The organism is Arthrobacter sp. PvP023 (assembly GCF_017832975.1).
GTDB lineage: Bacteria > Actinomycetota > Actinomycetes > Actinomycetales > Micrococcaceae > Arthrobacter.
Genome location: NZ_JAFIBI010000001.1, coordinates 1,561,342 through 1,587,090, shown reverse-complemented (window position 1 = coordinate 1,587,090; position 25,749 = coordinate 1,561,342). Strand labels below are relative to the sequence as shown.

Annotated in this window: 22 protein-coding genes; 6 read left to right on the top strand and 16 right to left on the bottom strand. The window is 65.7% G+C overall.

Features of this window, described 5'->3' with window-relative positions:
- Positions 1 to 79 precede the first annotated feature (79 nt).
- The 4 genes from JOE31_RS07270 (at position 80) to JOE31_RS07255 (ending at position 3,743) form a co-directional block, all read left to right on the top strand.
- Positions 80 to 910 (top strand): hypothetical protein, encoded by an 831-nt coding sequence (locus tag JOE31_RS07270; protein ID WP_209742956.1) that lies wholly within the window; start codon positions 80 to 82, stop codon positions 908 to 910.
- Positions 911 to 940: 30 nt separating this feature from the next.
- Complete coding sequence (locus JOE31_RS07265; RefSeq protein WP_011692907.1) at positions 941 to 1,408, top strand: Fur family transcriptional regulator; 468 nt, start codon at positions 941 to 943, stop codon at positions 1,406 to 1,408.
- A gap of 26 nt (positions 1,409 to 1,434) precedes the next feature.
- Entirely contained in the window at positions 1,435 to 2,934 is a 1,500-nt protein-coding gene (locus JOE31_RS07260) for a catalase (protein WP_209742954.1), read from the top strand.
- Between the two features lie 173 nt (positions 2,935 to 3,107).
- Entirely contained in the window at positions 3,108 to 3,743 is a 636-nt protein-coding gene (locus JOE31_RS07255; RefSeq protein ID WP_209742952.1) for a DUF2461 domain-containing protein, read from the top strand.
- 95 nt (positions 3,744 to 3,838) lie between these two features.
- Here the strand turns inward: JOE31_RS07255 and JOE31_RS07250 are convergent, their stop codons facing one another.
- The 12 genes from JOE31_RS07250 to JOE31_RS07195 all read right to left on the bottom strand — a co-directional run bounded on the left by JOE31_RS07250 (position 3,839) and on the right by JOE31_RS07195 (position 17,084).
- Positions 3,839 to 4,711 carry an ABC transporter ATP-binding protein gene (locus JOE31_RS07250; protein ID WP_209742950.1) on the bottom strand — a complete coding sequence of 291 codons (873 nt, stop codon included), beginning with the start codon at positions 4,709 to 4,711 and terminating at the stop codon, positions 3,839 to 3,841.
- On the bottom strand, positions 4,701 to 5,474 hold the full coding sequence (locus JOE31_RS07245; protein ID WP_209742948.1) for an ABC transporter permease: 774 nt from the start codon (positions 5,472 to 5,474) through the stop codon (positions 4,701 to 4,703). The genes JOE31_RS07250 and JOE31_RS07245 overlap by 11 nt, the downstream gene beginning before the upstream one ends.
- Complete coding sequence (locus tag JOE31_RS07240) at positions 5,471 to 6,313, bottom strand: ABC transporter permease (RefSeq protein ID WP_209742946.1); 843 nt, start codon at positions 6,311 to 6,313, stop codon at positions 5,471 to 5,473. Before JOE31_RS07240 ends, JOE31_RS07245 begins: the two co-directional genes overlap by 4 nt.
- Positions 6,310 to 7,296: an ABC transporter substrate-binding protein gene (locus tag JOE31_RS07235; RefSeq protein ID WP_209742944.1), complete on the bottom strand. Its 987-nt coding sequence runs from the start codon at positions 7,294 to 7,296 to the stop codon at positions 6,310 to 6,312. The genes JOE31_RS07240 and JOE31_RS07235 overlap by 4 nt, the downstream gene beginning before the upstream one ends.
- Positions 7,297 to 7,424: 128 nt before the next feature.
- The gene (locus JOE31_RS07230; RefSeq protein ID WP_209742941.1) at positions 7,425 to 8,030 is read right to left on the bottom strand and encodes a TetR/AcrR family transcriptional regulator; all 606 of its coding nucleotides are present in this window, start codon (positions 8,028 to 8,030) and stop codon (positions 7,425 to 7,427) included.
- 49 nt (positions 8,031 to 8,079) lie between these two features.
- Positions 8,080 to 9,627 (bottom strand): amino acid permease, encoded by a 1,548-nt coding sequence (locus tag JOE31_RS07225; RefSeq protein WP_209742939.1) that lies wholly within the window; start codon positions 9,625 to 9,627, stop codon positions 8,080 to 8,082.
- Positions 9,628 to 9,802: 175 nt separating this feature from the next.
- Positions 9,803 to 10,210 carry a DUF779 domain-containing protein gene (locus JOE31_RS07220; RefSeq protein ID WP_209742937.1) on the bottom strand — a complete coding sequence of 136 codons (408 nt, stop codon included), beginning with the start codon at positions 10,208 to 10,210 and terminating at the stop codon, positions 9,803 to 9,805.
- A complete protein-coding gene (adhP, locus tag JOE31_RS07215; RefSeq protein ID WP_209742935.1) occupies positions 10,210 to 11,232 on the bottom strand; it encodes an alcohol dehydrogenase AdhP in 1,023 nt (340 codons plus the stop codon). The genes JOE31_RS07220 and adhP overlap by 1 nt, the downstream gene beginning before the upstream one ends.
- A gap of 91 nt (positions 11,233 to 11,323) precedes the next feature.
- On the bottom strand, positions 11,324 to 12,847 hold the full coding sequence (locus JOE31_RS07210) for an aldehyde dehydrogenase family protein (RefSeq protein ID WP_209742932.1): 1,524 nt from the start codon (positions 12,845 to 12,847) through the stop codon (positions 11,324 to 11,326).
- 123 nt (positions 12,848 to 12,970) lie between these two features.
- The gene (locus tag JOE31_RS07205; RefSeq protein WP_209742930.1) at positions 12,971 to 14,371 is read right to left on the bottom strand and encodes a GAF domain-containing protein; all 1,401 of its coding nucleotides are present in this window, start codon (positions 14,369 to 14,371) and stop codon (positions 12,971 to 12,973) included.
- Between the two features lie 176 nt (positions 14,372 to 14,547).
- A complete protein-coding gene (locus JOE31_RS07200) occupies positions 14,548 to 16,005 on the bottom strand; it encodes an FAD-dependent oxidoreductase (RefSeq protein ID WP_209742928.1) in 1,458 nt (485 codons plus the stop codon).
- 68 nt (positions 16,006 to 16,073) lie between these two features.
- Complete coding sequence (locus JOE31_RS07195; RefSeq protein WP_209742926.1) at positions 16,074 to 17,084, bottom strand: DNA topoisomerase IB; 1,011 nt, start codon at positions 17,082 to 17,084, stop codon at positions 16,074 to 16,076.
- A 132-nt stretch (positions 17,085 to 17,216) separates the two neighbouring features.
- On the opposite strand from JOE31_RS07195, the gene rarD reads away from it, so the two are divergent.
- Positions 17,217 to 18,272 carry an EamA family transporter RarD gene (gene rarD / locus JOE31_RS07190; RefSeq protein ID WP_374100815.1) on the top strand — a complete coding sequence of 352 codons (1,056 nt, stop codon included), beginning with the start codon at positions 17,217 to 17,219 and terminating at the stop codon, positions 18,270 to 18,272.
- Positions 18,273 to 18,333: 61 nt separating this feature from the next.
- Here the strand turns inward: rarD and JOE31_RS07185 are convergent, their stop codons facing one another.
- The 3 genes from JOE31_RS07185 to JOE31_RS07175 form a co-directional block, all read right to left on the bottom strand.
- A complete protein-coding gene (locus tag JOE31_RS07185) occupies positions 18,334 to 19,203 on the bottom strand; it encodes a universal stress protein (RefSeq protein WP_209742924.1) in 870 nt (289 codons plus the stop codon).
- A 304-nt stretch (positions 19,204 to 19,507) separates the two neighbouring features.
- Positions 19,508 to 20,863: a 4-aminobutyrate--2-oxoglutarate transaminase gene (gene gabT, locus JOE31_RS07180; RefSeq protein WP_209742922.1), complete on the bottom strand. Its 1,356-nt coding sequence runs from the start codon at positions 20,861 to 20,863 to the stop codon at positions 19,508 to 19,510.
- Between the two features lie 45 nt (positions 20,864 to 20,908).
- Positions 20,909 to 22,339 carry a gamma-aminobutyraldehyde dehydrogenase gene (locus JOE31_RS07175; protein WP_209742920.1) on the bottom strand — a complete coding sequence of 477 codons (1,431 nt, stop codon included), beginning with the start codon at positions 22,337 to 22,339 and terminating at the stop codon, positions 20,909 to 20,911.
- A gap of 167 nt (positions 22,340 to 22,506) precedes the next feature.
- On the opposite strand from JOE31_RS07175, the gene JOE31_RS07170 reads away from it, so the two are divergent.
- Positions 22,507 to 23,949, top strand: coding sequence for a PucR family transcriptional regulator (locus JOE31_RS07170; RefSeq protein ID WP_011692926.1), 1,443 nt, complete (start codon positions 22,507 to 22,509; stop codon positions 23,947 to 23,949).
- Positions 23,950 to 23,979: 30 nt separating this feature from the next.
- Here the strand turns inward: JOE31_RS07170 and JOE31_RS07165 are convergent, their stop codons facing one another.
- The gene (locus tag JOE31_RS07165; protein WP_209742918.1) at positions 23,980 to 25,641 is read right to left on the bottom strand and encodes a M43 family zinc metalloprotease; all 1,662 of its coding nucleotides are present in this window, start codon (positions 25,639 to 25,641) and stop codon (positions 23,980 to 23,982) included.
- Positions 25,642 to 25,749: the final 108 nt, after the last annotated feature.

Below are 25,749 nucleotides of genomic sequence, written 5' to 3'. Positions count from 1 at the left end.
GCATGCTGCGGCTCCCCTGAATGCCGGGGACGGCCTTGATAGTCTCGGGCGGGGAAACACTCTGGCGGAAGGAATGTACATGCAGTTGTCCAGACGGCTGCTTTTCGGCTCGGCGGTCTGGGAGGTCACCCGGCCGCGCACTCCGCTGACGGCCGGCCACCTGATGATCCGCCTGAGCAATCCGGCAACGGCACTGGACCACCGGTCGGCGGCCGACTGGCTACTCTGCCACAACGCCGCCCGAAGGGCACTGGCCGATGTTCTCGGGGCGGACACCTGCACCCTGCTCTTTGCGCATCGCTGGCATGCGCTCGGAGCCGCTATCGGCGAACCCGCCGCGGAATCTTCCACCCCCACGTTCCACCTGTTCGGCCGCTGGGACGGCGAACCGGTCACCCCCGCCGGGCAGCTGTCCCTGCCGGCGCAGCGCCGGAAGCCGGCGCCGGACCAGGAATTGGACAAGTACGACGCCGGGCTCCGCGCCGCGTTGCTGACAGCGGCAGCTGCCGCGGTGGACGAGGCGCCGGACGGTACCGGCTCGGAAACCGACGCGGAAACTGTCGCGGAAGCCGACCGGGATGAAGCCGCCCGGGAACAGGAAGCGCCGCTGCCCGCTATCCGCGCCTGGACACCGCCGTCCCCTGCGGGGTCGGACCACACGGTTCTCGCACCGGAACGGACCATCGGTTCCGTGGAGGAGGTGACCCCGAGTGAATTGCTTGCCCTGGCCGCAGCCTTGGAAGCCCTGTCGCTCCGGCAGGCCGTAACAGGCCTCAGCTGCGTTGTGCCTGACACTGCCGTCACCGGCGGCCGGCTTGAACTGCACGCGCTTGGCCGCTCTGCCGGTGAAGCCGTCAACCCGTTTGAAATATTGCTGCGGTCTCCGGACATTAGCCCGGCCTTATTGTGATTTAGTCATAATAAGTGCTTGAATGGGGCTATGACAGTTCACGAGGCAGGCCAGGATGCATGGGCTGCTGCCCTGCGCGCCCACGGCCGCCGGGTGACCAAACAGCGGCTGGCGGTCCTCACCGCCGTCGAACGCCACCCGCACTCGCCGGCCGAAAGCATTCTCGCCGCCGCGCGTGAAGAGCTGCCCGAAATGACCGCGCAGTCCGTGTACGTGGTCCTCGGTGACCTCACGGACCTGCATATGCTGCGCCGGTTCGAACCGCCACACTCCCCCGCGCTGTATGAGACGCGGGTGGGCGACAACCACCACCACGCCATCTGCATCAGCTGCGGGCGGGTGGAGGACGTGGACTGCGCCGTGGGCCATGCGCCCTGCCTCACGCCGCACTGGGACGAAAATTCCGAGCCGATGACCATCCAGATCGCTGACGTCATGTACCAGGGCATCTGCCAGGACTGCCAGCGCACCCAAAAGCTACCCGCCGAACGAAACTAAGCAAGAAACCCAACCAAAGGAGAAAGATGACTCTGAACATCTCTGCGCCCGCTGTGTCCACCACACAGTCCGGTGCTCCCGTCACTTCCGATGCTCACTCGAAGGCTGTCGGCGCTGACGGCGCCATCATCCTGACCGACCACTACCTGATCGAGAAGCTCGCACAGTTCAACCGCGAGCGTGTCCCGGAGCGCGTAGTCCACGCCAAGGGCGGCGGCGCGTTCGGTAAGTTCACCACCACCGAGGACATCTCCAAGTACACCAAAGCCGCATTCCTGCAGCCGGGCGTGGAAACCGAAATGCTGATCCGCTTCTCCTCGGTCGCCGGCGAGAACGGTTCTCCCGACACCTGGCGCGATCCCCGCGGCTTCGCCGTGAAGTTCTACACCTCCGAGGGCAACTACGACCTCGTGGGCAACAACACCCCCGTCTTCTTCATCCGCGACGGCATCAAGTTCCCGGACTTCATCCACTCCCAGAAGCGCCTGCCGGGCACCCACCTGCGCGACGCCGACATGCAGTGGGATTTCTGGACCCTGTCCCCCGAGTCCGCGCACCAGGTCACCTGGCTCATGGGCGACCGCGGCCTGCCGGCTTCCTGGCGTGAAATGCAGGGCTACGGCTCGCACACCTACCAGTGGATCAACGCCGAGGGTGAGCGCTTCTGGGTCAAGTACCACTTCAAGTCCAACCAGGGCGTCAAGACCATCACGGGCGACCGCGCCGAAGAGCTGGCCGGTTCGGACGCGGACTTCTACATCCGCGACCTCCAGGAGAACATTGCCGCCGGCAACTTCCCCTCCTGGGACCTGCACGTCCAGGTCATGCCGTACGAGGACGCCAAGACCTACCGCTTCAACCCGTTCGACCTCACCAAGGTGTGGCCGCACTCGGACTACCCGCTGATCAAGGTGGGCACCATGGAGCTGAACCGGAACCCGGAGAACTACTTCGCGCAGATCGAGCAGGCCACCTTCGCGCCGTCGAACTTCGTTCCGGGCATCGCCGCTTCCCCGGACAAGATGCTGCAGGCCCGCATCTTCTCCTACGCCGATGCACACCGCTACCGCGTGGGCACCAACCACGCCCAGATCCCGGTGAACCAGCCGAAGAACCAGGTCAACAACTACAGCCAGGACGGCGCCGGGCGTTACCTCTTCAACGCCCCGTCCGTTCCGGTCTACGCCCCCAACTCGGTTGGCGGCCCTGCTGCTGTTGAGCCTGCGGTTGCGGGTGGCGGCTGGGAGAACGACGGCGATCTGACGCTCTCCGCCCACTCCCTGCACGCTGAGGACAGCGACTTCGGCCAGGCCGGCACGCTGTACCGCGAAGTGTTCGACGACGGCGCCAAGGCCCGCCTGCTGGACACCATCACCGGTGCAGTGGGCGGCGTCAAGACCCCCGAGATCAAGGAACGCGCCATCCAGTACTGGACCAACGTTGACGCCGACCTCGGCGCCAAGCTGCGCGCCAACCTGGGCGCCGGCCAGACCGAATCCGACGCCGAGGCAGCCAACAAGCTGTAGCCTCCCCCGGCGGCGCCCTCGGTGCCGCTGACTGCGATTCACAAGAACACCCCGCTGCGGACCATCCGCGGCGGGGTGTTCTGCTTTTGTATCGCTGGGCTCTGAACCGCTGTTTTCCACATACGGGCCCCGGGCCACTGGCCGGGGCGCCGGGGCCGCCTTAGGCTCACTGCATGACCACATTCCAGGGCATCCCCGCCGCAGCCTTCGGCTTCTACGCCGAACTTGAGCAGAACAACAACCGGGAGTGGTGGCTCGAACACAAACCCCGCTACGAATCGCTCGTCCGGGAACCGCTGACGGCTTTGCTGGCCCAGCTGGAGCCCAGGTTCGGTCCCGCGAAAATCTTCAGACCCAACCGGGACGTTCGCTTCTCTCCCGACAAATCCCCTTACAAGACGGCCCAGGGGGCTTTCGCGTCGTTCCAGGAAGGCGTCGGCTACTACCTACAGATCAGCGCCGACGGCCTCCTGGTGGGTGGCGGCTGCCACTCCACTTCCCCGGCCCAGCTGGCACGCTTGCGGAACTCGGTGGACGCCACCGGGACCGGGGAGTCCCTGGAGCAGATCGTGCGCAGGGCCAGCGAGGCCGGCTTCACCGTCGACGGCGAACGGCTGAAAACGGTGCCGCGGGGCTTTCCGCGCGACCATCCCCGGGCGGAGCTCCTCAAGTACAAGTCGGTGTCCGCCAGCCGGGAACTGGGTCAACCGGACTGGCTGCCCACGCCTGCGGCCGTGGCGGAGATCGGCCGCCTCTGGGACGAGCTGCGGCCGCTCGTTGAATGGATGGGTCGCCACGCAGCACCCTGAGAATCGCGACCCCGAGAATTGCGGCCAGGAAAATTGCGGCCAATTGCGACGGCCCGAGGCTGAAACGCCGGACGGCTACGCAGTCGCCGGACGGGCTACGCAGTGTCGGAGGTGGAGGTCGCCGTCGTTGGAGTCTGCGCCGACGACGAGGCAGCCGCCGGGCGGTGGCCTCTCTTAGCCAGCTGGATCTGCTCATAGACGTGGTGCCGCAGTTCGGTAAAGCGTGGCAGCGAACGGGTGTTCAGCTGGTCACGCTCTGCCGGAAGGTCGATCATGATGTCCTCCTGGATTACCGTCGGAGAGCTGGAAAGGATGATGACCCGCTCCCCCAGGTAAACCGATTCATCGATATCGTGCGTCACGAAGAGCACGGTCACGCCGAGCTTTTTCCATACGACCCGGATCAGGTCTTCCAGGTCGGCACGGGTCTGGGCGTCCACGGCGGCGAACGGTTCGTCCATCAGCAGGACTTCGGGCTGGTAGGCAATGGCCCGGGCGATCGCCACGCGCTGCTGCATGCCACCGGAGAGCTGCCAGGGGTAGGACCGGGGAACGCCGGACAGGCCCACGGCCTCGAGGGCCTCGTCCACCAGCCTGTCACGCTCGGCTTTCGGCATCCCCTGGTTCTTCAGCGGGAGTTCCACGTTGTCGCGAACCCGCATCCACGGAAACAGCGAGCGTCCGTATTCCTGGAACACCACGGCCATCTTCTTCGGCGGGCCCGTCACCCGCCTGCCGTCCAGCAGGACCTCTCCCTCGGTCGGGGCCATCAGCCCGGAAATGCATTTCAGGAGCGTGGTCTTGCCGGAACCCGAGGGGCCCACGAGGCATGCCAACTCGCCGGCGCGCAGGTCGAAAGTAAGGTTCCGCACGGCCTCGATGTCGCCGCCGTCGGTCTGGTACACCTTCTTCACCCCGCGGACGGACAGCATGGCTTCCGGAGCTGCCGGAGTCGGGTCAGGCTGCATTTTCTACCTCTTTCTGGCCGTGGTACCAGCGCAGGATGTTCCGCTCGGCCCACTGGAAGATAAACGACATCGCCACGCCCAGCAGGCCGAGGACCACAATGCCGGACCACATCTCCGGAATGGCGAAGGAGCGCTGGAACTGGACGATGGTGAAACCCAGTCCCGAGGACGAGGCAAACATTTCGGAAATCACCATCAGGATCAGCCCGAGCGACAGCGACTGGCGCACACCGGCCAGGATCTGCGGGCTGGCCGAGGGCAGCACCAGGTAGCGCACCCGGGCCCAGCCATCGATACCGTAGGTGTGGGCCGAGTCCGAGAGGACCCCGTCGACGGCACGGACACCCTCAATGGTGTTCAGCAGGACCGGCCAGACACAGCCGGAGATGATGACCGCGATCTTCATGGAGTCGGTGATGCCCATCAGCAGGATCAGGACCGGGACCAGGACGGGTGGCGGGATGGCGCGGAAGAACTCCAGCACCGGTTCCAGCAGGGCGCGGAGCCACCTGATCGAGCCGATCAGGACCCCGCCGACGACCCCGATCACGATCGCCGCGACGACTCCGACCAGGAGCCGTCCGATGCTGGGCAGCACGTCCGTGAGGAAGCGCTCGCCGAACCAGACCTTGCCAAACGTTCCGACCAGGCTGGCCGGTGTGGGGACGAAGAAGTTGACCGTCCCCAGGGTTGCGGACCACCAGATCAGGATCAGCAGTACTGGCAGTCCCAGCAGGTAGCCAAGAGTCTTCAGGGCCTTCATACGATCACCTCGGAACGGACTGACGAATGCCAGGCCAGCGTCTTCTTCTCAATGAAGCGCATCAGGACATTGATCAGCACGCCGATCAGGCCGGTGGCCAGCACCAGGGCGTACATGCCGGAAATTGCGCCGCCGGACTGGGCAAGGGCGATCTCCCGGCCGAGTCCCGGGGATCCGATCACCAGTTCGGCCGTGATGGCCAGGACCAGCGCCACCGCGCCGGCGAGCCGCACCCCGGTCATCAGGTAGGGCAGGGCCGTGGGAAAGACGACGTACCGGATGCGCGCCATCCTTCCCAGCCCGTAGGTCTTGGCCGTGTTGTTGGCAACCATGTCGACGTCGGCCACGCCGTAGAGGACCTGGATCAGGACCTGCCAGAAGGACGCGTACACAATCAGCAGCAGCGACGATTCGATCTTGACGCCGAAGAGCAGAACGGCCAGCGGGATCAGGGCCACCGACGGGATCGGGCGGAGGAATTCAACCGTCGAATTGGTGGCCTTCCGGAGGAAGTTGCTGGAGCCGATGATGAAGCCGAGCAGCACGGCAGCCGCCACCGCTATCGCGAGGCCCAGGAACCAGGCCTTCATGGTCTCGCCAACCGCAACCCAGAAGGCGGTGAGCCCGAGGTCGACAACCAGGGCGGCAATGACCTCACTCGCGGGCGGCAGGTAGCGTGCATCGATGATGCCGAGCCGGGGAATCAGCTCCCAGGTGACAAGGAACCCCAGGATACCCGCGACGCCCAGCAGTTGTTTTGTTGGTACCTTGCGGACCCGCCGGTGGTGCCGCTCGCCGCGTGGAGCGGCACCACCGGAGGTGAGGGCCGGTGAACTCACGGGAGGAGTTCGTCTGCGTTCGGAGCCTTGGTCAGCGTGCCGAAGCTGGCGGCAGCATCGCCGAGGGTCTTGAACGCGTCCTTGTTGAATTCGACCCGGTACCGCGGCAGCACGATCTTGGCCCGGGCAGCCTCGTCGATCTTCGTGTAGGTCCCCACGATGTCGCGGACTTCCTGCGGGTGCTGCTGCGCATATTCGAGGGACTTGTTCATGGCGCGGGTGAACTTCTGCGTGAGCTCAGCCTTGCCCTTGATGGTGTCTCCCTTGGTGAAGTACCCGGCGATGTCCAGCTCCGGGCTCATCTCGACGAAGTTCCAGGAAACCACCTTGCCGCCTTCAGCCACGGCCTTGGACAGGAAGGGCTCCAGGATCCACGCCGCATCAACCTGCTTGTTGGCCAGGGCGGCCGGGGCGTCCGGGAAGGCCACCTCGACGAACTTCACGCTCTTGGGGTCACCGCCGTCCTTTTCGACGACCGACTTGATGGTGGTATCGCCGATATTGGAGAGGTTGTTCACGGAGACGGTCTTGCCGGCCAGATCTTTCGCGGACTGGATGCTCGAGCCTGCCGGGACAACGACACCGCCGATGTCCTTGCCCTTTTCGCCGGTGGTGGAAGCACCATTGGCGACGAATTTCAGGTCAAGACCCTTGTCCTTGGCGACCATGACCGAGATCAGATTGGAGAACGCGAAGTCGAAACTGCCACTGACGACGCCGGGGACGATCGCCGCGCCGCCCGTTGCGGTCTGGATGTCCAGCTGAAGGCCCTCTTCCTTGAAGAAGCCCTGCTTGTCTCCGAGGTAGATAGGGGCGCAGTCGACGATGGGAATGACACCGACGCTGACCTTGGTCAGGTCCGAACCTCCACCGGCGGTGCCCGAGGCAGTTCCGCCTCCCGTGGAACTGGGCGAGCCACTTCCGCAGGCCGACAAACCCAGAACAGACGCGGCTGCCAGAACGGCAATAAGACGACGTTTCATGTTCACTCCTTTGTGAGGTCCACCACATCTACTTAAGGCACATTGTTACAGCTCTGAGACGGCGGGGTAAGGGCCTGCTGCCCCCTGTTGGCCCCGAAGGAGGTCAGACGTGCTGGCCCCGAAGGAGGTCAGACGTGCTGGCCTTCCGTGGCCAGGCGGTGCTCAAGGTTGGAAAAGAACACGGCCACCATCAGCTCGAAGGCCTTCGTCGCTTCCTCGGGCTGGTTCATCACCACAAAATCGAACTGGAGGCCGTAAAAGGTAGAGGTAAAGAGGCGCGCGTCGGTGTCTGCGTACTCCGGCCGGATGCCCTGCACCACCAGCCAGTCGCGTGCTTTCTCGTGGAGCATGCGGAAATGGTCCTGGGCCGTCCCGCGGGGGGAGGCCGCCACAACGTCCTGCGCCGTGGCCTCGAACTCAAGCCTGGCGAGGTGGCGGTTGCGCTGGGCCATGGTCCACTGCCAGGACTCCATCAGGAAGGACCGCCAGGCCTCCCGGTCGATGTCACGCACGTCGGTGGTGCGCATGCTGTCCAGCCTGGATTCGATGGAGCGGATGATCTCGTTGACCAGTTGTTCCCGGTTGCCGAAGTGGTAGACCAGCACGTACGAGCTGATGCCCAGGCCCTCCGCGAGGCTCCGGAAGGTGAGCTCGGCCAGGGTCTTGTCCATCAGGTAGTCCTGAATGGCGGACAACAGCTCCACCTTGCGTTGCGGTTTAACAGCTCTGGCCATGACTCCATCTTATGGAGTCATGGCCAGTGCGGATTCCGGGGTCCGGAGGTCAGGGGCGGGTGAGCGCGTCCTCATCCTTGTCCCCCGCTGCCTGCGGCTCGCCATTGACGGCGGCCTTGGCCTCAGCGAACTTCTCGTTCAGCCGGGAGTGCCGCTGGCCGTAGGCGAAGTAGATCGCCACACCGATGACCAGCCAGATGGCGAAGAAGATCCAGGTCTCAACCGCGAGGTTCGTCATCAGGTAGAGGCACAGGAGGGCGGACACCACGGGGAGAACCTTGCCGAACGGCACGCGGAATGCCGGCTTCAGGTCCGGGCGCTTCTTCCGCAGGACCAGGATGCCCAGGCTCACCATCACGAAGGCGGACAGCGTGCCGATGTTGATCATTTCCTCCAGCAGGTCCACATTGGTCAGGCCGGCCACGAGGGCCACTGCCGCGCCGCAGATCACCTGGAGGCGGACCGGCGTCGCACGGATGGTGCTGGTCTTGGACAGCGAGCGCGGCAGCAGGCCGTCGCGGCTCATCGCCAGGACCACCCGGGACAGGCCCATAAGCAGCACCATGATGACCGTGGTGAGGCCCACCAGGGAGCCGAAGGCGATGACCTTGGCGGCGTCAGTGTTGCCCACGGCTTCGAACGCGGTAGTGAGGGTGGGGTTCTTGGCTTCGGCCAGCTGCGTGTAGGACACCATGCCGGTGAGGGCGAGCGATACCAGGATGTAGAGAACGGTGACGATGGCCAGGCCGCCGAAGATGCCGCGCGGCAGGGTCTTCTGCGGGTTCTTGACCTCTTCGGCCGAGGTGGCCACAACGTCGAATCCGATGAAGGCGAAGAACACGAGCGCTGCGCCGGCGAAGATGCCCAGCGTGCCGTACTGTGCCGGGACGGCTCCGGTCAGGAACCCGAAGAAGGACTGCTTGAGCACGTCGGCGGTGCCGGAGGCTGCGGTGGGTTCGGAAGCGGGAACGAAGGGCGAGTAATTCTCGAACTTCACGTAGCTGAAGCCCACCACGATAACGAACAGCACCACGGCGATCTTGATGAGGGTGAAGATATTGCCCACGCGGGCGGACAGCTTTGTCCCCAGCACCAACAGGACGGTGAAGACGGCCACGATCAGGAAGGCACCCCAGTAGAGGTCGATGCCGCCGAGCGAGATGGAGGGCGGAATGTCCACGCCCATGAGCGCAAAGACCTTGCTGAGGTAGATGCCCCAGTACTTGGCGATCACCGCACCTGCCGTAAAGAGTTCCAGGATGAGGTTCCAGCCGATGATCCAGGCCAGCAGTTCACCCATGGTGGCGTACGTGAAAACGTAGGCGGAACCCGCGACCGGAATGGCCGTGGCAAATTCTGCGTAGCACATGATGGCCAGCGCGCACGTGACCGCGGCAATGGCGAAGGAGATCGTCACAGCAGGGCCGGCGAAGTTCGCAGCGGCCTTGGCGCCGACGGAGAAGATCCCCGCGCCGACGGCAACGGCGACGCCCATGATCATGAGGTCCCACGTGCTCAGGGAACGCTTCAGCTTGCGTCCGGGTTCATCGGCGTCGGCGATCGACTGCTCGATGGATTTCGTCCGGAAAAGGTTCATAGGAAAGTCCACAATCTCGATAGCTTGCTGGAAACAGACTTATCAAGAGTAGTGTCCATCCAGTGGACGGTCACATTTATCCCAGATAGTGAGACGCCTATCGGGGTGGACGCACGGTTGGGGCCCCTCGCCGGAGGGGCCCCAACCGTACGTTCGCGCTGGCGGACGCTGGCCCTCAGGCCGGCCAGTTCATCAGTGTTGACCGGATCAGGAACCGCTTGCCTTCCGGTGCCTCCACCGAGAAGCCGCTTCCCCGGCCCTGGACCACGTCCACGGTCAGGTGGGTGTGGCTCCAGTAGTTGAACTGCTCCCTGGACATCCAGAACTCGAGCGTCTTCGGCTCCACGCCGTCGGCGATGTCGAACAGCCCCAGGAGCACATCCGCCTCGGCGGTGATGAAGTCCCCCGCCGGATAGCACATGGGCGAGGAGCCGTCGCAGCAGCCGCCGGACTGATGGAACATCAGCGGGCCGTGCTGGTCCCACAACTTCCGCAGCAGTTCCACGGCCGGCCCGGTGAGCGCCACCCGGGAGAAGTCCTCCCCGGGCAGCGTCACAGCGGCGTCCAGCCTCGCCTGTGTCATCAGTACTTGATGACGACGCGGCCGTCGATCTTGGCGTGTTTCATCTCGTCGAGAACCGCGTTGACTTCCGAGAGTTCCCGAGTGGACACCGTGGGGTGGATCTTGCCCTGTGCGTAGAAATCCAGGGCTTCCTCCAGGTCCTGCCGGGTGCCCACGATAGAGCCGCGGACGGTCAGGCCCTTGAGCACAATCTCGAAGATCGGTGCCGGGAAGTCGCCCGGCGGCAGGCCGTTGAACACAATGGTGCCGCCGCGGCGGGCCATCCCGATGGCCTGCCCGAACGCTGACGGGTGCACCGCCGTGACCAGGACTCCATGGCAACCTCCGGTTTCCCGCTGGATGACTTCAGCCGGATCTTCGTGCAACGCGTTGACGGTGAGCTCAGCGCCGTGTTTCTTGGCCAGGGCGAGTTTGTCGTCCGCGATATCCACGGCGGCCACCCGCAGGCCCATGGCCACGGCGTACTGGACGGCGATGTGGCCCAGGCCGCCGATGCCCGAAATGGTGACCCACTGGCCCGGCCTGGCCTCGGTCATCTTCAGTCCCTTGTAGACCGTGACGCCGGCACAGAGCACCGGGGCCACCTCCACGGGGTCGGAACCCGCCGGAATCCGGGCGGCGAAGCGGGTGTCAACGAGCATGTATTCGCCGAACGAGCCGTCCACGCTGTAGCCGGCGTTCTTTTGCGCTTCGCAGAGGGTTTCCCAGCCCGTGCGGCAGTACTGGCAGTCGCCGCAGGCGGACCAAAGCCAGGCGTTACCCACAAGGTCTCCGACGGCCAGGTCGGTGACACCCTCGCCGAGGGCGACCACTTCGCCCACGCCTTCATGGCCGGGGATGAAGGGAGGTGTCGGCTTGACCGGCCAGTCTCCCTCCGCGGCGTGAAGGTCGGTATGGCAGACCCCGGTGGTGATGACCTTGACCAGCGCCTCGCCGCGGCCCGGAGTGGGAACGGGGAGGGACTGGATCTGGAGGTCTTTCCCGAATTCGGTTACTACGGCTGCTTGCATTGTCGTCGTCATTGGCGAAATCCTTGCGTCGTTGAAGCATTGCTTGGGTGGAGCGGGAGGGGACGGATGCGTGCAATCCGTCCCCGCCCGGGTTCAGTGCGGCTTAGAAGAAGCCGAGCTTGTTTTCGTTGTAGCTGACCAGGAGGTTCTTGGTCTGCTGGTAGTGGTCCAGCATCATGGAGTGGTTCTCACGTCCGATGCCGGAGGACTTGTAGCCGCCGAACGCGGCACCGGCCGGGTAGGCGTGGTAGTTGTTGACCCACACTCGGCCCGCCTGGATTTCACGCCCGGCGCGGTACGCCACGTTGCCGTTGCGGGACCAGACGCCGGCGCCGAGTCCGTAGAGGGTGTCGTTGGCGATGCCCATGGCGTCGTTGTAGTCGCTGAAGCGCGTCACGGAGACCACCGGACCGAAGATCTCCTCCTGGAAGATCCGCATCTTGTTGTGGCCTTCGAAGACGGTGGGCTGGACGTAAAAGCCGCCGGCAAGGTCGCCGGGGAGCTCGGCGCGGGCGCCGCCGGTGAGCACCTTGGCGCCCTCCTGCTTTCCGATGTCGATGTAGGAGAGGATCTTCTCGAGCTGGTCGTTGGAGGCCTGGGCGCCCACCTGGGTTTCGGTGTCCAGCGGGTTGCCCTGGATCATCTTCTCCACACGCGCCACGGCATCGGCCATGAAGGAGTCGTAGATGTCCTCCTGGACCAGGGCGCGGGACGGGCAGGTGCAGACCTCGCCCTGGTTGAACGCGAACAGCGCGAAGCCTTCCTGCGCCTTGTCGTAGAACGCGTCGTCCTTTTCGGCAACGTCGTTGAAGAAGATGTTCGGGCTCTTGCCGCCCAGCTCCAGGGTGACCGGAATCAGGTTCTGGCTGGCGTACTGGCTGATCAGGCGGCCGGTGGTGGTTTCACCGGTGAAGGCGATCTTGCGGATCCGGGGGCTGGAGGCCAGCGGTTTGCCGGCTTCGACGCCGAAGCCGTTGACCACGTTGATGACGCCGGCGGGAAGGATGTCGCCGATGAGCTCCATCAGGACCAGGATGGACGACGGCGTCTGCTCGGCCGGCTTGAGGACCACGGCGTTGCCGGCGGCCAGGGCCGGGGCGAGCTTCCAGACGGCCATGAGGATGGGGAAGTTCCACGGGATGATCTGGCCCACGACGCCGAGCGGCTCGTGGTAGTGGTAGGCCGTGGTGTCGTCGTCGAGCTGTGACAGGCGGCCTTCCTGGGCGCGGACGGCGGAAGCGAAATAGCGGAAGTGGTCGGCAGCCAGCGGAATGTCCGCGTTGAGGGTTTCGCGGATCGGCTTGCCGTTGTCCCAGGACTCGGCCACGGCGAGCATCTCGAGGTTCTCGTCGATGCGGTCGGCGATCTTGTTCAGGATGGCTGCGCGCTCGGCAACGGAGGTCTTGCCCCAGGAGGGTGCGATCTTGTGCGCGGCGTCCAGGGCCAGCTCGATGTCCTCGGCCGTGCCGCGGGCCACCTCGCAGAATGCCTTGCCGGTGACCGGGGTGATGTTCTCGAAGTACTGGCCCTTGACGGGAGCCACCCATTCGCCGCCGATCCAGTTCTCGTAGCGGTCCTTGAACGTAACCTTCGAACCTTCGGTACCGGGCTGTGCATAGACAGTCATTGCTAGCTCCTTTGCTGTGCAGATGATTAGCGGCCTGTGCTGGCGGCCGCCGTTGCATTCAGCGTAGGAGCAGGGAGGTTGCAGTCAGGTTGCAACGCAGTGATCCAGCTCACGTCTACCGGGTCAGGCGCTGAGTTCGGTTTCCAGCCGTTCGAGATCGGCGACGACGGCGGCCCGCTTGGGTGAGCGCGCCGGCAGGAGCTTCAGCGCGGCGAGGCGGACGCCGACGTCGTCCTTTGCTTCCGGCAGTTCCGCGTACTTCAGCAGCGCATCAGCGCTGCCGTCGGTGAGCACCGCTTCGCGCAGCAGTGAGGAGACACGGTCCCGGAGTTCCACGATGCCCGGAGCTTCGGACCGCGGCAGCACAGCGCCGCGGTAGATCTCCAGCGCGATGCGGTGGGCGCCGCGCTGCAGGCAGTTGAGGACCTGGCTGGAATCCGGCATCAGGTCCATGGGCAGCCGGTACGGGCGCGAGCCGGGGACGGCTTCCGGGCTGAGCTGCTTCAGGACCTTGCGCAGCCGCACCATCTCCGGGCGCAGCGTCATGGACGAGCCGTCTCCCGGGTAGAGCAGGGTGCAGAGTTCCTCCGCGCTCAGCCCGTCCGGATGGACGCTGAGGAGGGCCAGGATTTCGCTGTGCCGGGCCGAAAGCGCCACGGTGCGGCCTTCGATGCTGAGCAGGGCCTGGTCCCGGCCCAGGAGCTGGAGGCTGTTGCGGTAGAGGCTGCCTTCCGCAGCGGAAGGTGTCCGTGAAGCGGAAGCCTGGGTCCGCCGTCGTGCGGGCGCTGCCTGGCGCGCGGCCGCCAGCTGGAGCCGCTCCACGCGCAACTGGGCCTGCGCGGCCGCAACCGTTGCCTCCACCAGCGACAGCGTGTGGGGCGCGACGGCGGACTCGGTGCCGGTGATGTCCACAACACCCAGCAGTGCGCCGGAATCAGGGTCGTGGAACGGCACGGCCGTGCAGCTCCACGGGTGGACGGAACGCTTGTAGTGCTCGGCGCCGGCAATCTGGATGCTGCGGCCAAGGGCCAGGGCGGTGCCCGGGGCGCTGGTGCCCACGCTGGCCTCGGACCAGTCCGCGCCGGCCACGAACATCATGCCTTCTGCCCGGCGCTGCATCACGGCGTCGCCCTCCACCCACAGGAGGCGGCCCACTTCGTCGCCCACGGCAACCAGCAGGCCGCTGTCGTGGCTGGGCAGGACCAGGAGTTTGTGGATGACGGGCATGATGGTGGCCAGGGGGTGCTGCCGGCGGTATTCCTCGAGCTCTTCCTGGTCCAGTGCAAGGGGTGCTTCGGGGTTGTCCGGGTTCGCCCGGAACTGGACGGACCGCTGCCAGGACTCCTCCACGAGGCTGCGCAGTCCGGGCACGCGCACTCCAGCCGGGCCACCGGCGCTGCCCGCCCCCAGCGGTCCCGGCACGGCCAGCAGCTCATGGCCTGCCAGGGCATCGCGCTGGAGCAGTGCCGCAGCGTCGTCCCTGTCTGCGGTGCCCGCAACAGCCGGCTGCATGATGTTCCTCATTGGACTCCCCTGCCGGCACAACAGTGTGCCAGGCGTGACGGCATGCCGAAGTGGCTTGGTCCGGACAGTCTAGTTCCCGCCCGGCCGTGCCGCCACAGGAGTTTTTGTCCAGATAATGGCCTTTTAGGGCCCCGGAAGTCGCGATAGGTGGACAAAAACTCCTGCGGAGCGAGGGATTAGTCTTCGGCGCTGCGGGAGATGCGGATCATTTCCTCACGCGGCACAACCTTGATGCGTTCACGCACGACGCCGGTGTCCGCTTCTGCTTCGGTCCAGGCCTTCCCCAGGGCTGCTTCGTGCGCGTCGAGCCTGTTCCAGCCTTCCCAGGTGGTGTATTCTACGCCGCGCTCCTCGAGCAGGGCGATGATGGCGTGTGGGTCCGGGTTCTGCGCCGGCGGCAGCGTCAGCCGGTCTTCGAGCAGGCAGCCGATGGTCTCCAGGGCGTCGCCCTTCGTGTGCCCGATCAGGCCCACCGGCCCGCGCTTGATCCAGCCGGTGGCGTAGATTCCCGGAACGGGGTTGCCGTCGGCATCCAGCACGCGGCCGCCCTCGTTGGGAATCACGCCGGCCCTGGCGTCGTATTCGAGTTCCTCCAGCGGCGAGCCGTGGTACCCGATGGCCCGGTAGACGGCCTGGACAGGGTAGTCGATGTACTCCCCGGTGCCCTTGACGTGGCCGGTGCCGTCCAGCTGCATCCGCTCAAACTTGATGCCCGCCACCTTGCCGGTGCCCGCGGTATTGCCGCCGGCGGCGTCGTAAATCTCCACCGGGCTGTGCAGGAAGTGCAGGTGGAGCCGCCGTGAGGACGGCACCTCGGCCTCCGCGTGCTCCTCGACAAGCCAGTTGGTCATGGTGTTGACCATGGTCTTGGTCTGGTTGTTGGTGCGGATGGCTTCCTCGGAAGCTTCATCGAATTCGAAGTCCTCCGGGTAAAGCACAATGTCAACATCCCTGGCGTGGCTCAGTTCGCGCAGTTCCAGCGGGGTGAACTTCACCTGGGCCGGGCCGCGGCGGCCGAAGACGTGTACGTCAGTAACCGGGGACTTCTTCAGCGCCTGGTAGACGTTGTCCGGGATTTCCGTGGACAGCAGATCGTCGGCGTGCTTGACCAGCATGCGGGCCACGTCCAGGGCCACGTTGCCGTTGCCGATCACGGCGATTTCCTTGGCATCGAGCGGCCATTCACGCGGCACGTCGGGGTGGCCGTCGTACCAGGAGACGAAGTCCGCGCCACCGAACGAGCCTTCAAGCTCGACGCCGGGAACGTTGAGGTCTGCGTCCTTGATGGCGCCCGTGGAGAAGATCACGGCATCATAGAAGGCGCGGAAATCGTGGAGTTTCAGGTCGCGGCCGTACGTCACGTTGCCGAGGAACCGGATGTCGCCCCGGTCCAGGACCTTGTGCAGGGCGTTGACGATGCCCTTGATGCGCGGGTGGTCCGGGGCCACGCCGTAGCGGATCAGGCCGTACGGGGCAGGGTAGGCCTCGAAGAGGTCGATGCTGACCTCGAAGTCGCCGTCTTTGACTTCGTTGGACTTGGTCAGGATGTCCGCGGCATAGACGCCGGCCGGTCCGGCGCCGACGATCGCGACGCGGAGGGGACGTTTGGGAGTGGTTTCGGCCGAATTGGACACCGGGAGCCCTTCTGGAACTGAGAGACTGCGCCAGGTCACTTAGCGCACAATTCCCCCATTCTAATTGCTCAGCCCGCTTTCTTCGGGGAGCTGTTGATGGATACGACGTCGCCTTCGCGGTACAGCATGGCGCGCAGTTCCGCTTCCGCCGAACCGGTCCGGCGGGGGTCGATGGTCTCCCCCGCGGAAAAGTGATCCAACAGCCGCGGATCCACGTAGCTCTTCCGGGCGATCGACGGCGTGTTCCCCAGCACCGCGGCAGCATCCTGCATCGCCAGGCTGATGGCGCGTTTCCTCGCGGCCACTGTTGGCTGCGGCCCGGTCCGGGCCAGGCTGACGGCCGCCGCCACGGTGCCGCGGAGGGTGCGGAAGTCCTTCGCGGTGAAGTCCGCGCCGGTGCGTTCCTTGACGTATTCGTTGATTTCCGCGCTGCCCACGGGGTGCCAGCCGCGCCCGTTCTTGTACGCCAGCAGCCTGGCGTTCCCGCCGCGCCGCTTGAGCGAGCGGACCAGGGCGGCGAGGTCGGCGTCGTCGATCTCCGAATCCCAGGTCTTCCCGCTCTTGGCGGGGAAACTGAGCCGGAGGCTCTCCTGCTTGACCTTCACATGGGCGCACAGCAGGGTGGCCAGGCCGTGGCTGCCGTTCTCGTTGGTGTACCGCTCCGATCCCACCCGCAGTGAACCGCTGTCCAGCATCCTGAAGGCCCCCGCCAGGACACGTTCGCGCGAGAATCCGTCGCTTCGGAGGTCCAGGGTGACCAGTCTGCGCGCCGTCGGCAGGGATTCGGCGAGCTGGAGGGCACGGTCGAACTTGAGCCGGTCCTTCTTTTCCCGCCAGGCCGGGTGGTAGATGTACTGGCGGCGGCCCACGGCGTCGAGCCCGGTCGCCTGGATGTGCCCGTTGTCGTAGGGCGCGATCCACACATCGGTCCAGGCCGGCGGGATGCCGATGCTTTCCAGCCGCTCCCGCACGGGGCCCGGCGGAAGGGTGGAACCGTCAAGGTCGCGGTACGTGAAGCCGGTTCCCGCGGCCAGGCGCCGGTAGCCCCTGCCCGAGGCGTTGCTGTGGCGGAGCCTCATCGTGCGGCCCGCTCAGGATGCGAATTCATAGTGGTAAGCGTACTGACTACCGCAAGTCCCCGGGATACCGCTCGCGGGGAATCCGTGCCGTGTTGGCGGAATACCGTCCATGGAGGTGGTGTTATTGATCGTGTGCCTACACCCGACGGAACCGCCTCAGCACCTGCCCTGACCACCACGGGTACGCCCGCTTCCGGCGGGCATTCCGCTGGGTCCGGCGGGCAGCCGCCCCGCCCCGGCGTCGTTCTCAAGGCGGTGGACAAGGACACGACGGCGGGTGTCATCTTCGGGATCGGCGCCTACGGACTCTGGGGGCTGCTCCCCCTGTACTTCTTCGTCCTGCAGCCCGCCGGTGCGGTGGAAATCGTGGCCAACCGGGTGGTGTGGTCGCTGGTGTTCTGCACACTGCTGATCACGGTCACCCGCTCATGGCGTGTTTTGGCAGCTGCTTTCCGCGACCGGACAGTCCTGGGCACGCTGTCCATCGCCGCGGCCCTCATCGCCGTGAACTGGCTGACGTACACCTACGGCGTGACCACCGGCCAGGCCGTGGAGGCGTCGCTGGGCTACTTCATCAACCCGCTCGTCTCCGTCCTGCTGGGCGTGTTCGTGCTGAAGGAAACGCTGCGTCCGCTCCAGTGGGCCGCCGTCGGGATCGGTTTTGTCGCCGTGGTGGTGTTGACGATTTCCTACGGCAAGCTCCCGTGGATCGCGCTGACGCTGGCCTTCAGCTTCGGGCTTTACGGGTTCGTGAAGAAACGGATCGGGCCGAAGGCGGACGCCGTCACCAGCCTGACGATGGAGACCGTGGTGCTGACTCCCCTGGCGGCCGCCACGATGATCTTCCTGGCAGTCAGCGGGACCAACACGCTCGGGACGCAGGGGCCCGTTCACTTCTGGCTGCTGGTCTCTTCCGGCGTGATCACGGCCGTGCCGCTGCTGTTCTTCGGAGCCTCCGCCCGCCGGCTGCCCATGACCACCATCGGGCTGCTGCAATATTTCGCCCCGGTGCTGCAGTTCATCGTGGCCTTGGTGGTGTTCAAGGAATCCATGACCCTGGACCGCTGGATCGGCTTTAGCGTGGTCTGGCTGGCGCTGCTGGTCCTGACGGTGGACATGCTGGCGTTGACCCGCCGGAACTCCGTGGCGAAGAAGCGTGCCCTGGCCGGAGCGCGAACGGGCAGATAATGCCCTGTTTTCGGCTTTTTAGGGGGCGTTATCTGCCCGTTCGCGCTCCAGCAGCTTGCGGTCAGGGCGCCATGGCAGTGTCCACCCGCTCGTACTCGCGCGGAATGACCACCATGGGCACCGGGAGCGCCCGGAGGACCTTGTTGGCCGTACTGCCGATGAACAGCTTGTTCCGTTCGGCCAGGCGGGAGGACCCCACGATCAGGATCTCCCCGTCATCCCAGTCGAGGTCGTCGATGCACTCCTCGATGGTGCGGCCGTGGGCCACCTCCACCGTGACCCTGTGTCCTTCGGGGAGCCTGCGCGAGGCTTCGGTGAGCACGGTGTTGGCGTGGATGTGAGCCGCGTTGACCACTTCTCCCGGGTCCCCTTCGGCGTCCAGCTCCACCAGGGAGACCATGCGCAGCGGAACGCCACGGCGCTCTGCGGATCCGATGGCGACGTCGATCGCGGCATCCGCCCCGGCCCGCTGTCCGACGGCGAGGGTCAGCCGCGATATTGCCTCCTTGCGGCGGTAACCGCGCGGAGCCAGCGCCACCGGCACCGGCGAGGCGTGCAGGAGGGCGTTCGCCACGCTGCCCACGGTATGGCGTTTGAATAGCCCGTTGCTTGCCGCACCCACCACGATGAGCCCGGCTTCGATATCGACGGCGGCCTCGATCAGTCCCGCGGCGAACGACTCAGCATGGCGTACGTGGAACTCGACGGGCACGTCCTCCGGGACCAGTCCTAGCCCTTCGCGCTGCGCGTCCTGCACGGCCTGCTCACGGGCGAGGTCGTGGCCGCTCGCCACCTCGTGCGCAACGTGCAGGCCCTTGTCCACCACATAGACGAGGTCGAGCTGGGCGCCCTGTGCCTTGGCCAATGCGGACGCCAGGGCAACTGCATCGGCGCCGCGCTCGTTTGGTGTGTAGCCAACTACGTATCGCATGGGTGAACCCCTTTTTGGGTCTGGGGCAGAATCCAGCCGCGCTCGGGGTTCCCGGGCGACGTCGGCCGGTCTGCGTTCCTGCAGTGGTACTGCTGACTCTAGCCCACACAGGCGTAAATCAGAGGTGACATTCGGCCCGAAAAGAAACCCCGGACACCCGCACCGGCGGCACAAACAGAAGAGCCGCGGACGGTCGGTCCGCGGCTCTTCGGTTGGCGCCCGGGTGCCCGGATCAGGCACCCGGGTGGAGTCCCAGTGGTTGGGCCCTGGTGGGGTCCCGGGTCTTGGTGGGGCGTGGCCGTGGTTAGGCGTGTGCCTTGATGGCGGCGGCCAGCACCTCGAGGCCGTCCAGCAGCAGCTCATCGCCGATGACCAGCGGAGGCAGCAGCCGGATGACGTTGCCGTACGTGCCGCAGGTGAGGATGATGACGCCCTCCTTGAGGCAGGCAGCGGCAACGGCCTTGGTCAGTTCCGGGTTCGGTTCCTTGGAGCCGGCCTGCACGAGCTCGATGGCCAGCATGGCGCCGCGGCCGCGGATGTCGCCGATGACGGACACTTCACCCTGCAGTGCGCGGAGCCGGCCGGTGGCCAGTTCTTCAATGTGCTTGGCGCGGGCGTTGAGGTCGTACTCCTCCATGGAGCCGATGGACGCCAGTGCCGCGGCGCAGGCAACGGGGTTGCCGCCGTAGGTGCCGCCGAGGCCGCCCGGGTGGACGGCGTCGAGCAGGTCGGCGCGGCCGGTGATCGCGGACAGCGGCATGCCGCCGGCGATGCCCTTGGCCATGGTGATGATGTCCGGAACAACACCCTCGTGGTTGACGGCGAACCATTCGCCGGTGCGGCAGAAGCCGGACTGGACCTCGTCCGCGATGAAGACGATGCCCTTCTCCTTGGCCCAGGCAGCCAGTGCCGGAAGGAAGCCGTCGGCCGGGACGATGAAGCCGCCCTCGCCCTGGATCGGCTCGATGATGATCGCGGCAACCTGCTCGCCGCCGATCTGCTTCTCGATCGCGGTGATGGCGCGCTTGGCGGCCTCGGGACCGGTGATCGCCGGGTTTTCCTCGCGGAAGGGGTAGCTCATGGGCATGCGGTAGACCTCGGGCGCGAACGGGCCGAAGTTGGTCTTGTACGGCATGGCCTTGGCGGTGAGTGCCATGGTCAGGTTGGTGCGGCCGTGGTAGGCGTGGTCAAAGGCGACGACTGCGTCGCGGCCGGTGGCCAGGCGCGCCACCTTGACGGCGTTTTCCACCGCTTCGGCGCCGGAGTTGAACAGCACCGTGCGCTTTTCGTGGTCGCCCGGGGTGAGCCGGTTCAGCTGTTCGGCGACGGCTACGTAGCCTTCGTACGGGGTGACCATGAAGCAGGTGTGGGTGAAGTGCTCCACCGCTTCCTTCACGGCGCCGACGACGGCGGGATCGGACGCACCGACGCTCGTCACGGCGATGCCGGAGCCGAGGTCGATGAAGGAGTTGCCGTCGACGTCGTGGATGATCCCGCCGTCGGCGTCGGAGACAAAGACGGGGACGCTGGAGGCGACGCCGGCAGCCACGACGGCTTTGCGGCGCTCGGTCAGCGCGACGGACTTGGGGCCCGGGAAGTCCGCCTGGACGCGGCGCTTCTGCTCGAGACGGTAGGTGATGTCATGGGCGGTTGCAGTCATGGGGATGCCTTTCTGGAAAATCGTGGGTAGCGTTATGCGGCTGTTCTACGCGTCGAGTGCGCTCATCACGTGCTTGATGCGCGTGTAGTCCTCGACGCCGTACATGGAGAGGTCCTTGCCGTAGCCGGACTGCTTGAAGCCGCCGTGCGGCATCTCAGCGGTCAGGAGGATGTGGGTGTTGATCCACACCGCGCCGAAGTCGAGGTCGCGGCTGACGCGCATGGCCGTGCCGTGGTCGGTGGTCCAGACGCTGGAGGCCAGGGCGTAGTCGACGTCGTTGGCCAGCTCCACGGCTTCCGCCTCGGTGCTGAACTTCTGGACGGTGATGACGGGCCCGAAGGTTTCTTTCTGGACGACGTCATCGGTCTGCTTGGCCCCGGTGATGATGGTGGGTTCGAAGAAGAAGCCCTTCTCCCCCGCGCGGTGGCCGCCGGTGACAATCTTGCAGTTCTCCGGCAAGTGCTCCACCACAGACGTCACGGCGTTGAAGTGGTTCACGTTGTTCAGCGGGCCGAAGTAGTTGTCTTCGTCGTTCTGCGAGCCGGTGTGCAGGGTCTTGGTGTGTTCCACCATGGCTGCCACGACGTCGTCGTGGACTGAGTCCTCGACCAGCACCCGGGTGATGGCCGTGCAGTCCTGGCCCGCGTTGAAGAAGGCGAACTCGGCGATGGCCGCTGCACTCTTCTTGATGTCGGCATCCTTGAAGACGATGGCCGGGGCTTTGCCGCCGAGCTCCAGGTGCGCCCGCTTGAGGCCCTTGGCCGCTCCCGAAGCCACTGCGATGCCCGCACGGACGGATCCGGTGATGGAAACGAGGCCGGGGACCTTGTGCTCCACCATCATGGCGCCGGTTTCGCCGGTGCCGAGGATGACGTTCAGGACGCCTGCCGGGAAGATCTCGCCTGCCAGGCGTGCCAGGACCAGGGTGGATTCCGGCGTGGTGTCCGAGGGCTTGAGCACCACGGTGTTGCCGGCGGCGAGCGCGGGGCCGATCTTCCAGATGGCCATCAGGAACGGATAGTTCCAGGGGGCAACCTGGGCCACGACGCCGATGGGTTCGCGGCGCACGTAGGAGGTGTGGCCTTCGAAGTACTCGCCGGCGGACTTGCCCTCCATGATCCGGGCGGCGCCGGCGAAGAACCGGAGCTGGTCCGCCCCGGCGGCGACTTCCTCGGAGGCGATGAGGCTGCGGACCTGGCCGGTGTTGCGGTGCTGGGCTTCAACGAGTTCGTCGCTGTTGGCCTCGACGGCGTCGGCAAGCTTGAGGAGCATCAGCTGGCGCTGACCCGGGGTGACGTGCTTCCAGGACTTGAACGCCTCGCTGGCTGCCGTCATGGCGGCGTCGACGTCGGCCTGCACCGAGATGGGCGACTTCGCCACCACCTCACCGTTGGCGGGGTTCACGATGTCCAGCAGTCCGGTGCCGGCGGGCGTGACGAACTCGCCGTTGATGAAGTTCTGCAAGGTTTGGACCACGGTGTTCAACCTCTTTCATGCGGGTTTCTGGAACCGGTTCTGCAACCGGCGCAGTATTGCGACTGCTCATGAGCCTATGCCAGGGCGGGTAGGCAGGGAATAGCCACCTGCACACCATCCCCGGAATCCTTTAGTGCGGTTGCCCAGCACGCGGCTATCCTGATTCCATGGCAATTTCCCTCGCCGCCCTGCTGGGCGTCCAGTCGCTCCAGCTCGTGAAATCAGGCCTCGCCGAGACCACGTGGCACCAGGACATCCAGTGGGTTGCCGTCACGGAGCAGGAGGACCCGCAGCGTTTCCTCAACGGCGGCGAGCTGGTACTCACCACGGGCATGCGGCTGAAGTCCGCCCCGGAGCAGCGCCGCTTCGTGCGGCAGGTGCAGCGGGCGGGCGCGGTGGGGATCGGCTTCGGGGTCGGGCTGACGCACGAGGCCGTTCCGCCGGCACTGATCGCCGAGGCCAACCGCTGGGGCCTTCCCGTCGTGGAGGTCCCCTACGAGACGCCCTTCATCGCGATCACCAAGCTGGTGGCGGACGCCCAGTCGGCGGACCACTACGCCAAGCTGGAACGGCTCATTGCGGGCCATCAGATCCTGGCCCGCGCCCTGCTCACCGGCGGCGGCCTGGCCGAGCTCCTCAAGAACCTGGGCTCCATGCTGCGCACGGACATTGTGCTGACCCAGTTCACGGCGCAGCTCTACAACAGCGTGCCCGGCAACCCCGCGCCCACGGCGGACACGTGGGCGTCCTATCCCATCCCCACCGGCCGGCGCGACGCGTGCACCCTTTGGGTCCGGCAGCCTTTCGAGGACACCGGCATCGTGGGGTACGCGCAGAACCTGATCAGCGTGGAACTGAACAACATGGTCAAGCAACGGCAGGCGCAGCGGGCACTGTCAGGGCAGGTCCTGGAGGACGTGATCCACGGGACGTTGGAGGCCAGCGAGGCGTCCCGGCGGCTCGCCGGCATCGGCGTCAACAGCACCCGGAAGAACGTTGTCCTGCTGGCCGAGTCCGCAGCCCACCCCAAGCAGCTGGTGAGTTCCTCGATGCCCCGGCCGCTGGAGCACGGGGTGACTGCCGTCGTCGGGAAGGACCTGGTGGTTGTTGTTACGGACGACGGCAGCGGCGCCAGCGCGCTCGCCAGGAGCCTCAGCGACCATCTTGCCGAGGCGGGCATCCATGCCACGATCGGCATCGGCGGCGCCTACACCAAACCCAACGGGCTGCGCTGGAGCTACTTCGAGGCCCGGGATGCGGCGAGCCACGGCCTGCCCGTCAACGAGCCCGAACGGCTCAGCCTGACGTCGCTGCTCCTGGCCAGCGAAGATGTGCCGCTGGCGGACATGGCGAACGAGTCCCTCAACCCGCTTCGGAACTTCGACGCCCTGCACGGAGCCGAGCTGATGACCACGCTGGAGAGCTACCTGAACAACAACGGCTCGGTGGCCGCCGTGGCCGAAGCGCTGACTCTGCACCGCAACACCGTCCGGTACCGGCTGGCCCAGATCACCGAACTGACCGGCTACGACCCCGCCCAGACCCAGGACCGGGTGCAGCTCTGGCTGGCCCTCGCGGTCCAGCGGCTGAACCATCGCCAGCAGCGGTAGGAAGCGCCGGTCCCGCCGGGAGCCGCCCGGCTAGCTGATCACCTGAACCCCGCTACCGGGGCTCCAGACGATGCGGCCCCCCTGAAAGTTCTGGATGACTGTTCCACCCGGGCCGGAATATTCACTGGAGGTCGGGTAGCCGAGCGGGCCGTTCTCAAAACCCAAACTTGCCCAAGCATTCCGGATGCCGCCTTTGGACACATGTGCGCCCGTCGCAGGAGACCAGACGATGCCGCCGCCCTCAAACATCTGGTATGCGCCGCCGTCACGGAGACCCTTGATCTCGTTCGTATACGGGTACCCAAGGGCGCCGTTCTGGAGTCCGCTCCACACCCATGTGCTGCGGATCGCGCCGGTAGATATTCTTGCGCCGGTGGCGGGGGACCAGACAATCGATCCACGCTGGAAGTCCTGGTTGGACCCGCCATCCTTCAGTCCGCCCACTTCGCTGGCTGTCGGGTATCCCAGCGAGCCTGATTCATAGCCCACGCCGCCCCATGCGACCCGAATGGCGCCCCGCGATGTATGCGCGCCGGTAGACGGCGACCACACAATGGCACCCCCTTGGTACATCTGGTAGGCGCCACCCGACACGAGGCCGCCTTTTTCATCGGTGACTGGGTACCCCAGAGGGCCGCGTTCCATTCCTGACCACAGCCAGGTGTTCCGGATGGCCCCAGTGGACTCGTACGCACCGCTCGCCGCCGACCAGACGGCAGTTCCACGCTGGTAGTCGCGGTATGCACCGTTGTTGGCCAGTCCGAGAGCCGCTGCCCGGAGAGGACTCCCGAGGCTGTTCCGCGCGGCGGCCGCATCGAGTTGGCTCACTATGGCCGGCGAAACTGAATCAATAGTCACAGACGCCGAGGTGGAAGTGATGTCGTTGACGCGGATCTGAACGCCTGAATAGGTGGTAAATACTCCGCCGCGTTGCCAGGCCAGGTTGGAGCCATACCACCCGCTGAATGCGAGCGTGCTCGGCGGCAGAAGCAGCGAGGATCCTGGTTCGGGTCCCGCCTTGAGGATCTGGATGCCCTTGTTGCCGTTGACTGCAGTCGCGGAGTCGTAGCCGACAGGAAGCCGAAGCTGGATGTAGTAGATCTCCCCGCTGCCAGGATCCTTGAATTTGACGGCCCGGGCAGCCGCGTTGCTGGCCCAGGGCAGGAGCGTGACGGTTTGGCTGCCCTGCAGAGTACCAAGATCGCGGATCTCATCGCCACTGCCAAATGATCCATAGTCGTAGAGGGCCGCGTTAAGATATGGCTGGGCAAACTGGGAGACTCCCATCAAGTCTGTTCCGTCGCCATACTCGCGTGCGTAGCACTCACCATTGCCTACAGCCCAGGCGGTCACGGCGGTGTCCGCACGTCCACTGGAACAGTCGAGGGAGTTGGCGTGCTGCAAGCCGAAGACATGGCCGAACTCGTGCGCCAGCACCGGCGACGTGAAGCCACTGGTCAGCGGCATCACGATGCGTCCTGTGGTGGCGCCGGAGGACCAGCCTGCGCCCAGGTTTCCTCCGACGGAATAAACGACGACGTCCGAGCGCGGGATGAATACGACCAGGGCCTGGCCCGGGTCGGCCTTCCAGCCCAACTCCCTGGTGATGGTCTCCAAAATAACGTCGAAGTTGTCGGCTGAGCTGGCGCTGGTGACGAATCCCAGTCTCAGGCTCGCGAGGCTGATGGTCAACTTACCGTCGCTAATCGTGCGCCAATAGTCCCCTGCCGAAGTAACAGCCGCCTTTGCCTTAGTGACATCGACGGATGCAACATCGGCAACTGATTTATCGCGCGTCTT

Bases quoted from the DNA above. Each gene is read 5' to 3' on its own strand.
- JOE31_RS07255 (WP_209742952.1), top strand. From the start codon at position 3,108: ATGACCACATTCCAGGGCATCCCCGCCGCAGCCTTCGGCTTCTACGCC.
- JOE31_RS07235 (WP_209742944.1), bottom strand. From the start codon at position 7,296: ATGAAACGTCGTCTTATTGCCGTTCTGGCAGCCGCGTCTGTTCTGGGT.
- JOE31_RS07195 (WP_209742926.1), bottom strand. From the start codon at position 17,084: ATGAGGCTCCGCCACAGCAACGCCTCGGGCAGGGGCTACCGGCGCCTG.
- gabT (WP_209742922.1), bottom strand. From the start codon at position 20,863: ATGACTGCAACCGCCCATGACATCACCTACCGTCTCGAGCAGAAGCGC.
- JOE31_RS07250 (WP_209742950.1), bottom strand. From the start codon at position 4,711: ATGCAGCCTGACCCGACTCCGGCAGCTCCGGAAGCCATGCTGTCCGTC.
- JOE31_RS07265 (WP_011692907.1), top strand. From the start codon at position 941: ATGACAGTTCACGAGGCAGGCCAGGATGCATGGGCTGCTGCCCTGCGC.
- JOE31_RS07270 (WP_209742956.1), top strand. From the start codon at position 80: ATGCAGTTGTCCAGACGGCTGCTTTTCGGCTCGGCGGTCTGGGAGGTC.
- JOE31_RS07170 (WP_011692926.1), top strand. From the start codon at position 22,507: ATGGCAATTTCCCTCGCCGCCCTGCTGGGCGTCCAGTCGCTCCAGCTC.
- JOE31_RS07225 (WP_209742939.1), bottom strand. From the start codon at position 9,627: ATGAACCTTTTCCGGACGAAATCCATCGAGCAGTCGATCGCCGACGCC.
- JOE31_RS07245 (WP_209742948.1), bottom strand. From the start codon at position 5,474: ATGAAGGCCCTGAAGACTCTTGGCTACCTGCTGGGACTGCCAGTACTG.
- JOE31_RS07230 (WP_209742941.1), bottom strand. From the start codon at position 8,030: ATGGCCAGAGCTGTTAAACCGCAACGCAAGGTGGAGCTGTTGTCCGCC.
- JOE31_RS07220 (WP_209742937.1), bottom strand. From the start codon at position 10,210: ATGACACAGGCGAGGCTGGACGCCGCTGTGACGCTGCCCGGGGAGGAC.
- JOE31_RS07210 (WP_209742932.1), bottom strand. From the start codon at position 12,847: ATGACTGTCTATGCACAGCCCGGTACCGAAGGTTCGAAGGTTACGTTC.
- JOE31_RS07185 (WP_209742924.1), bottom strand. From the start codon at position 19,203: ATGCGATACGTAGTTGGCTACACACCAAACGAGCGCGGCGCCGATGCA.
- JOE31_RS07260 (WP_209742954.1), top strand. From the start codon at position 1,435: ATGACTCTGAACATCTCTGCGCCCGCTGTGTCCACCACACAGTCCGGT.
- JOE31_RS07205 (WP_209742930.1), bottom strand. From the start codon at position 14,371: ATGAGGAACATCATGCAGCCGGCTGTTGCGGGCACCGCAGACAGGGAC.
- adhP (WP_209742935.1), bottom strand. From the start codon at position 11,232: ATGACGACGACAATGCAAGCAGCCGTAGTAACCGAATTCGGGAAAGAC.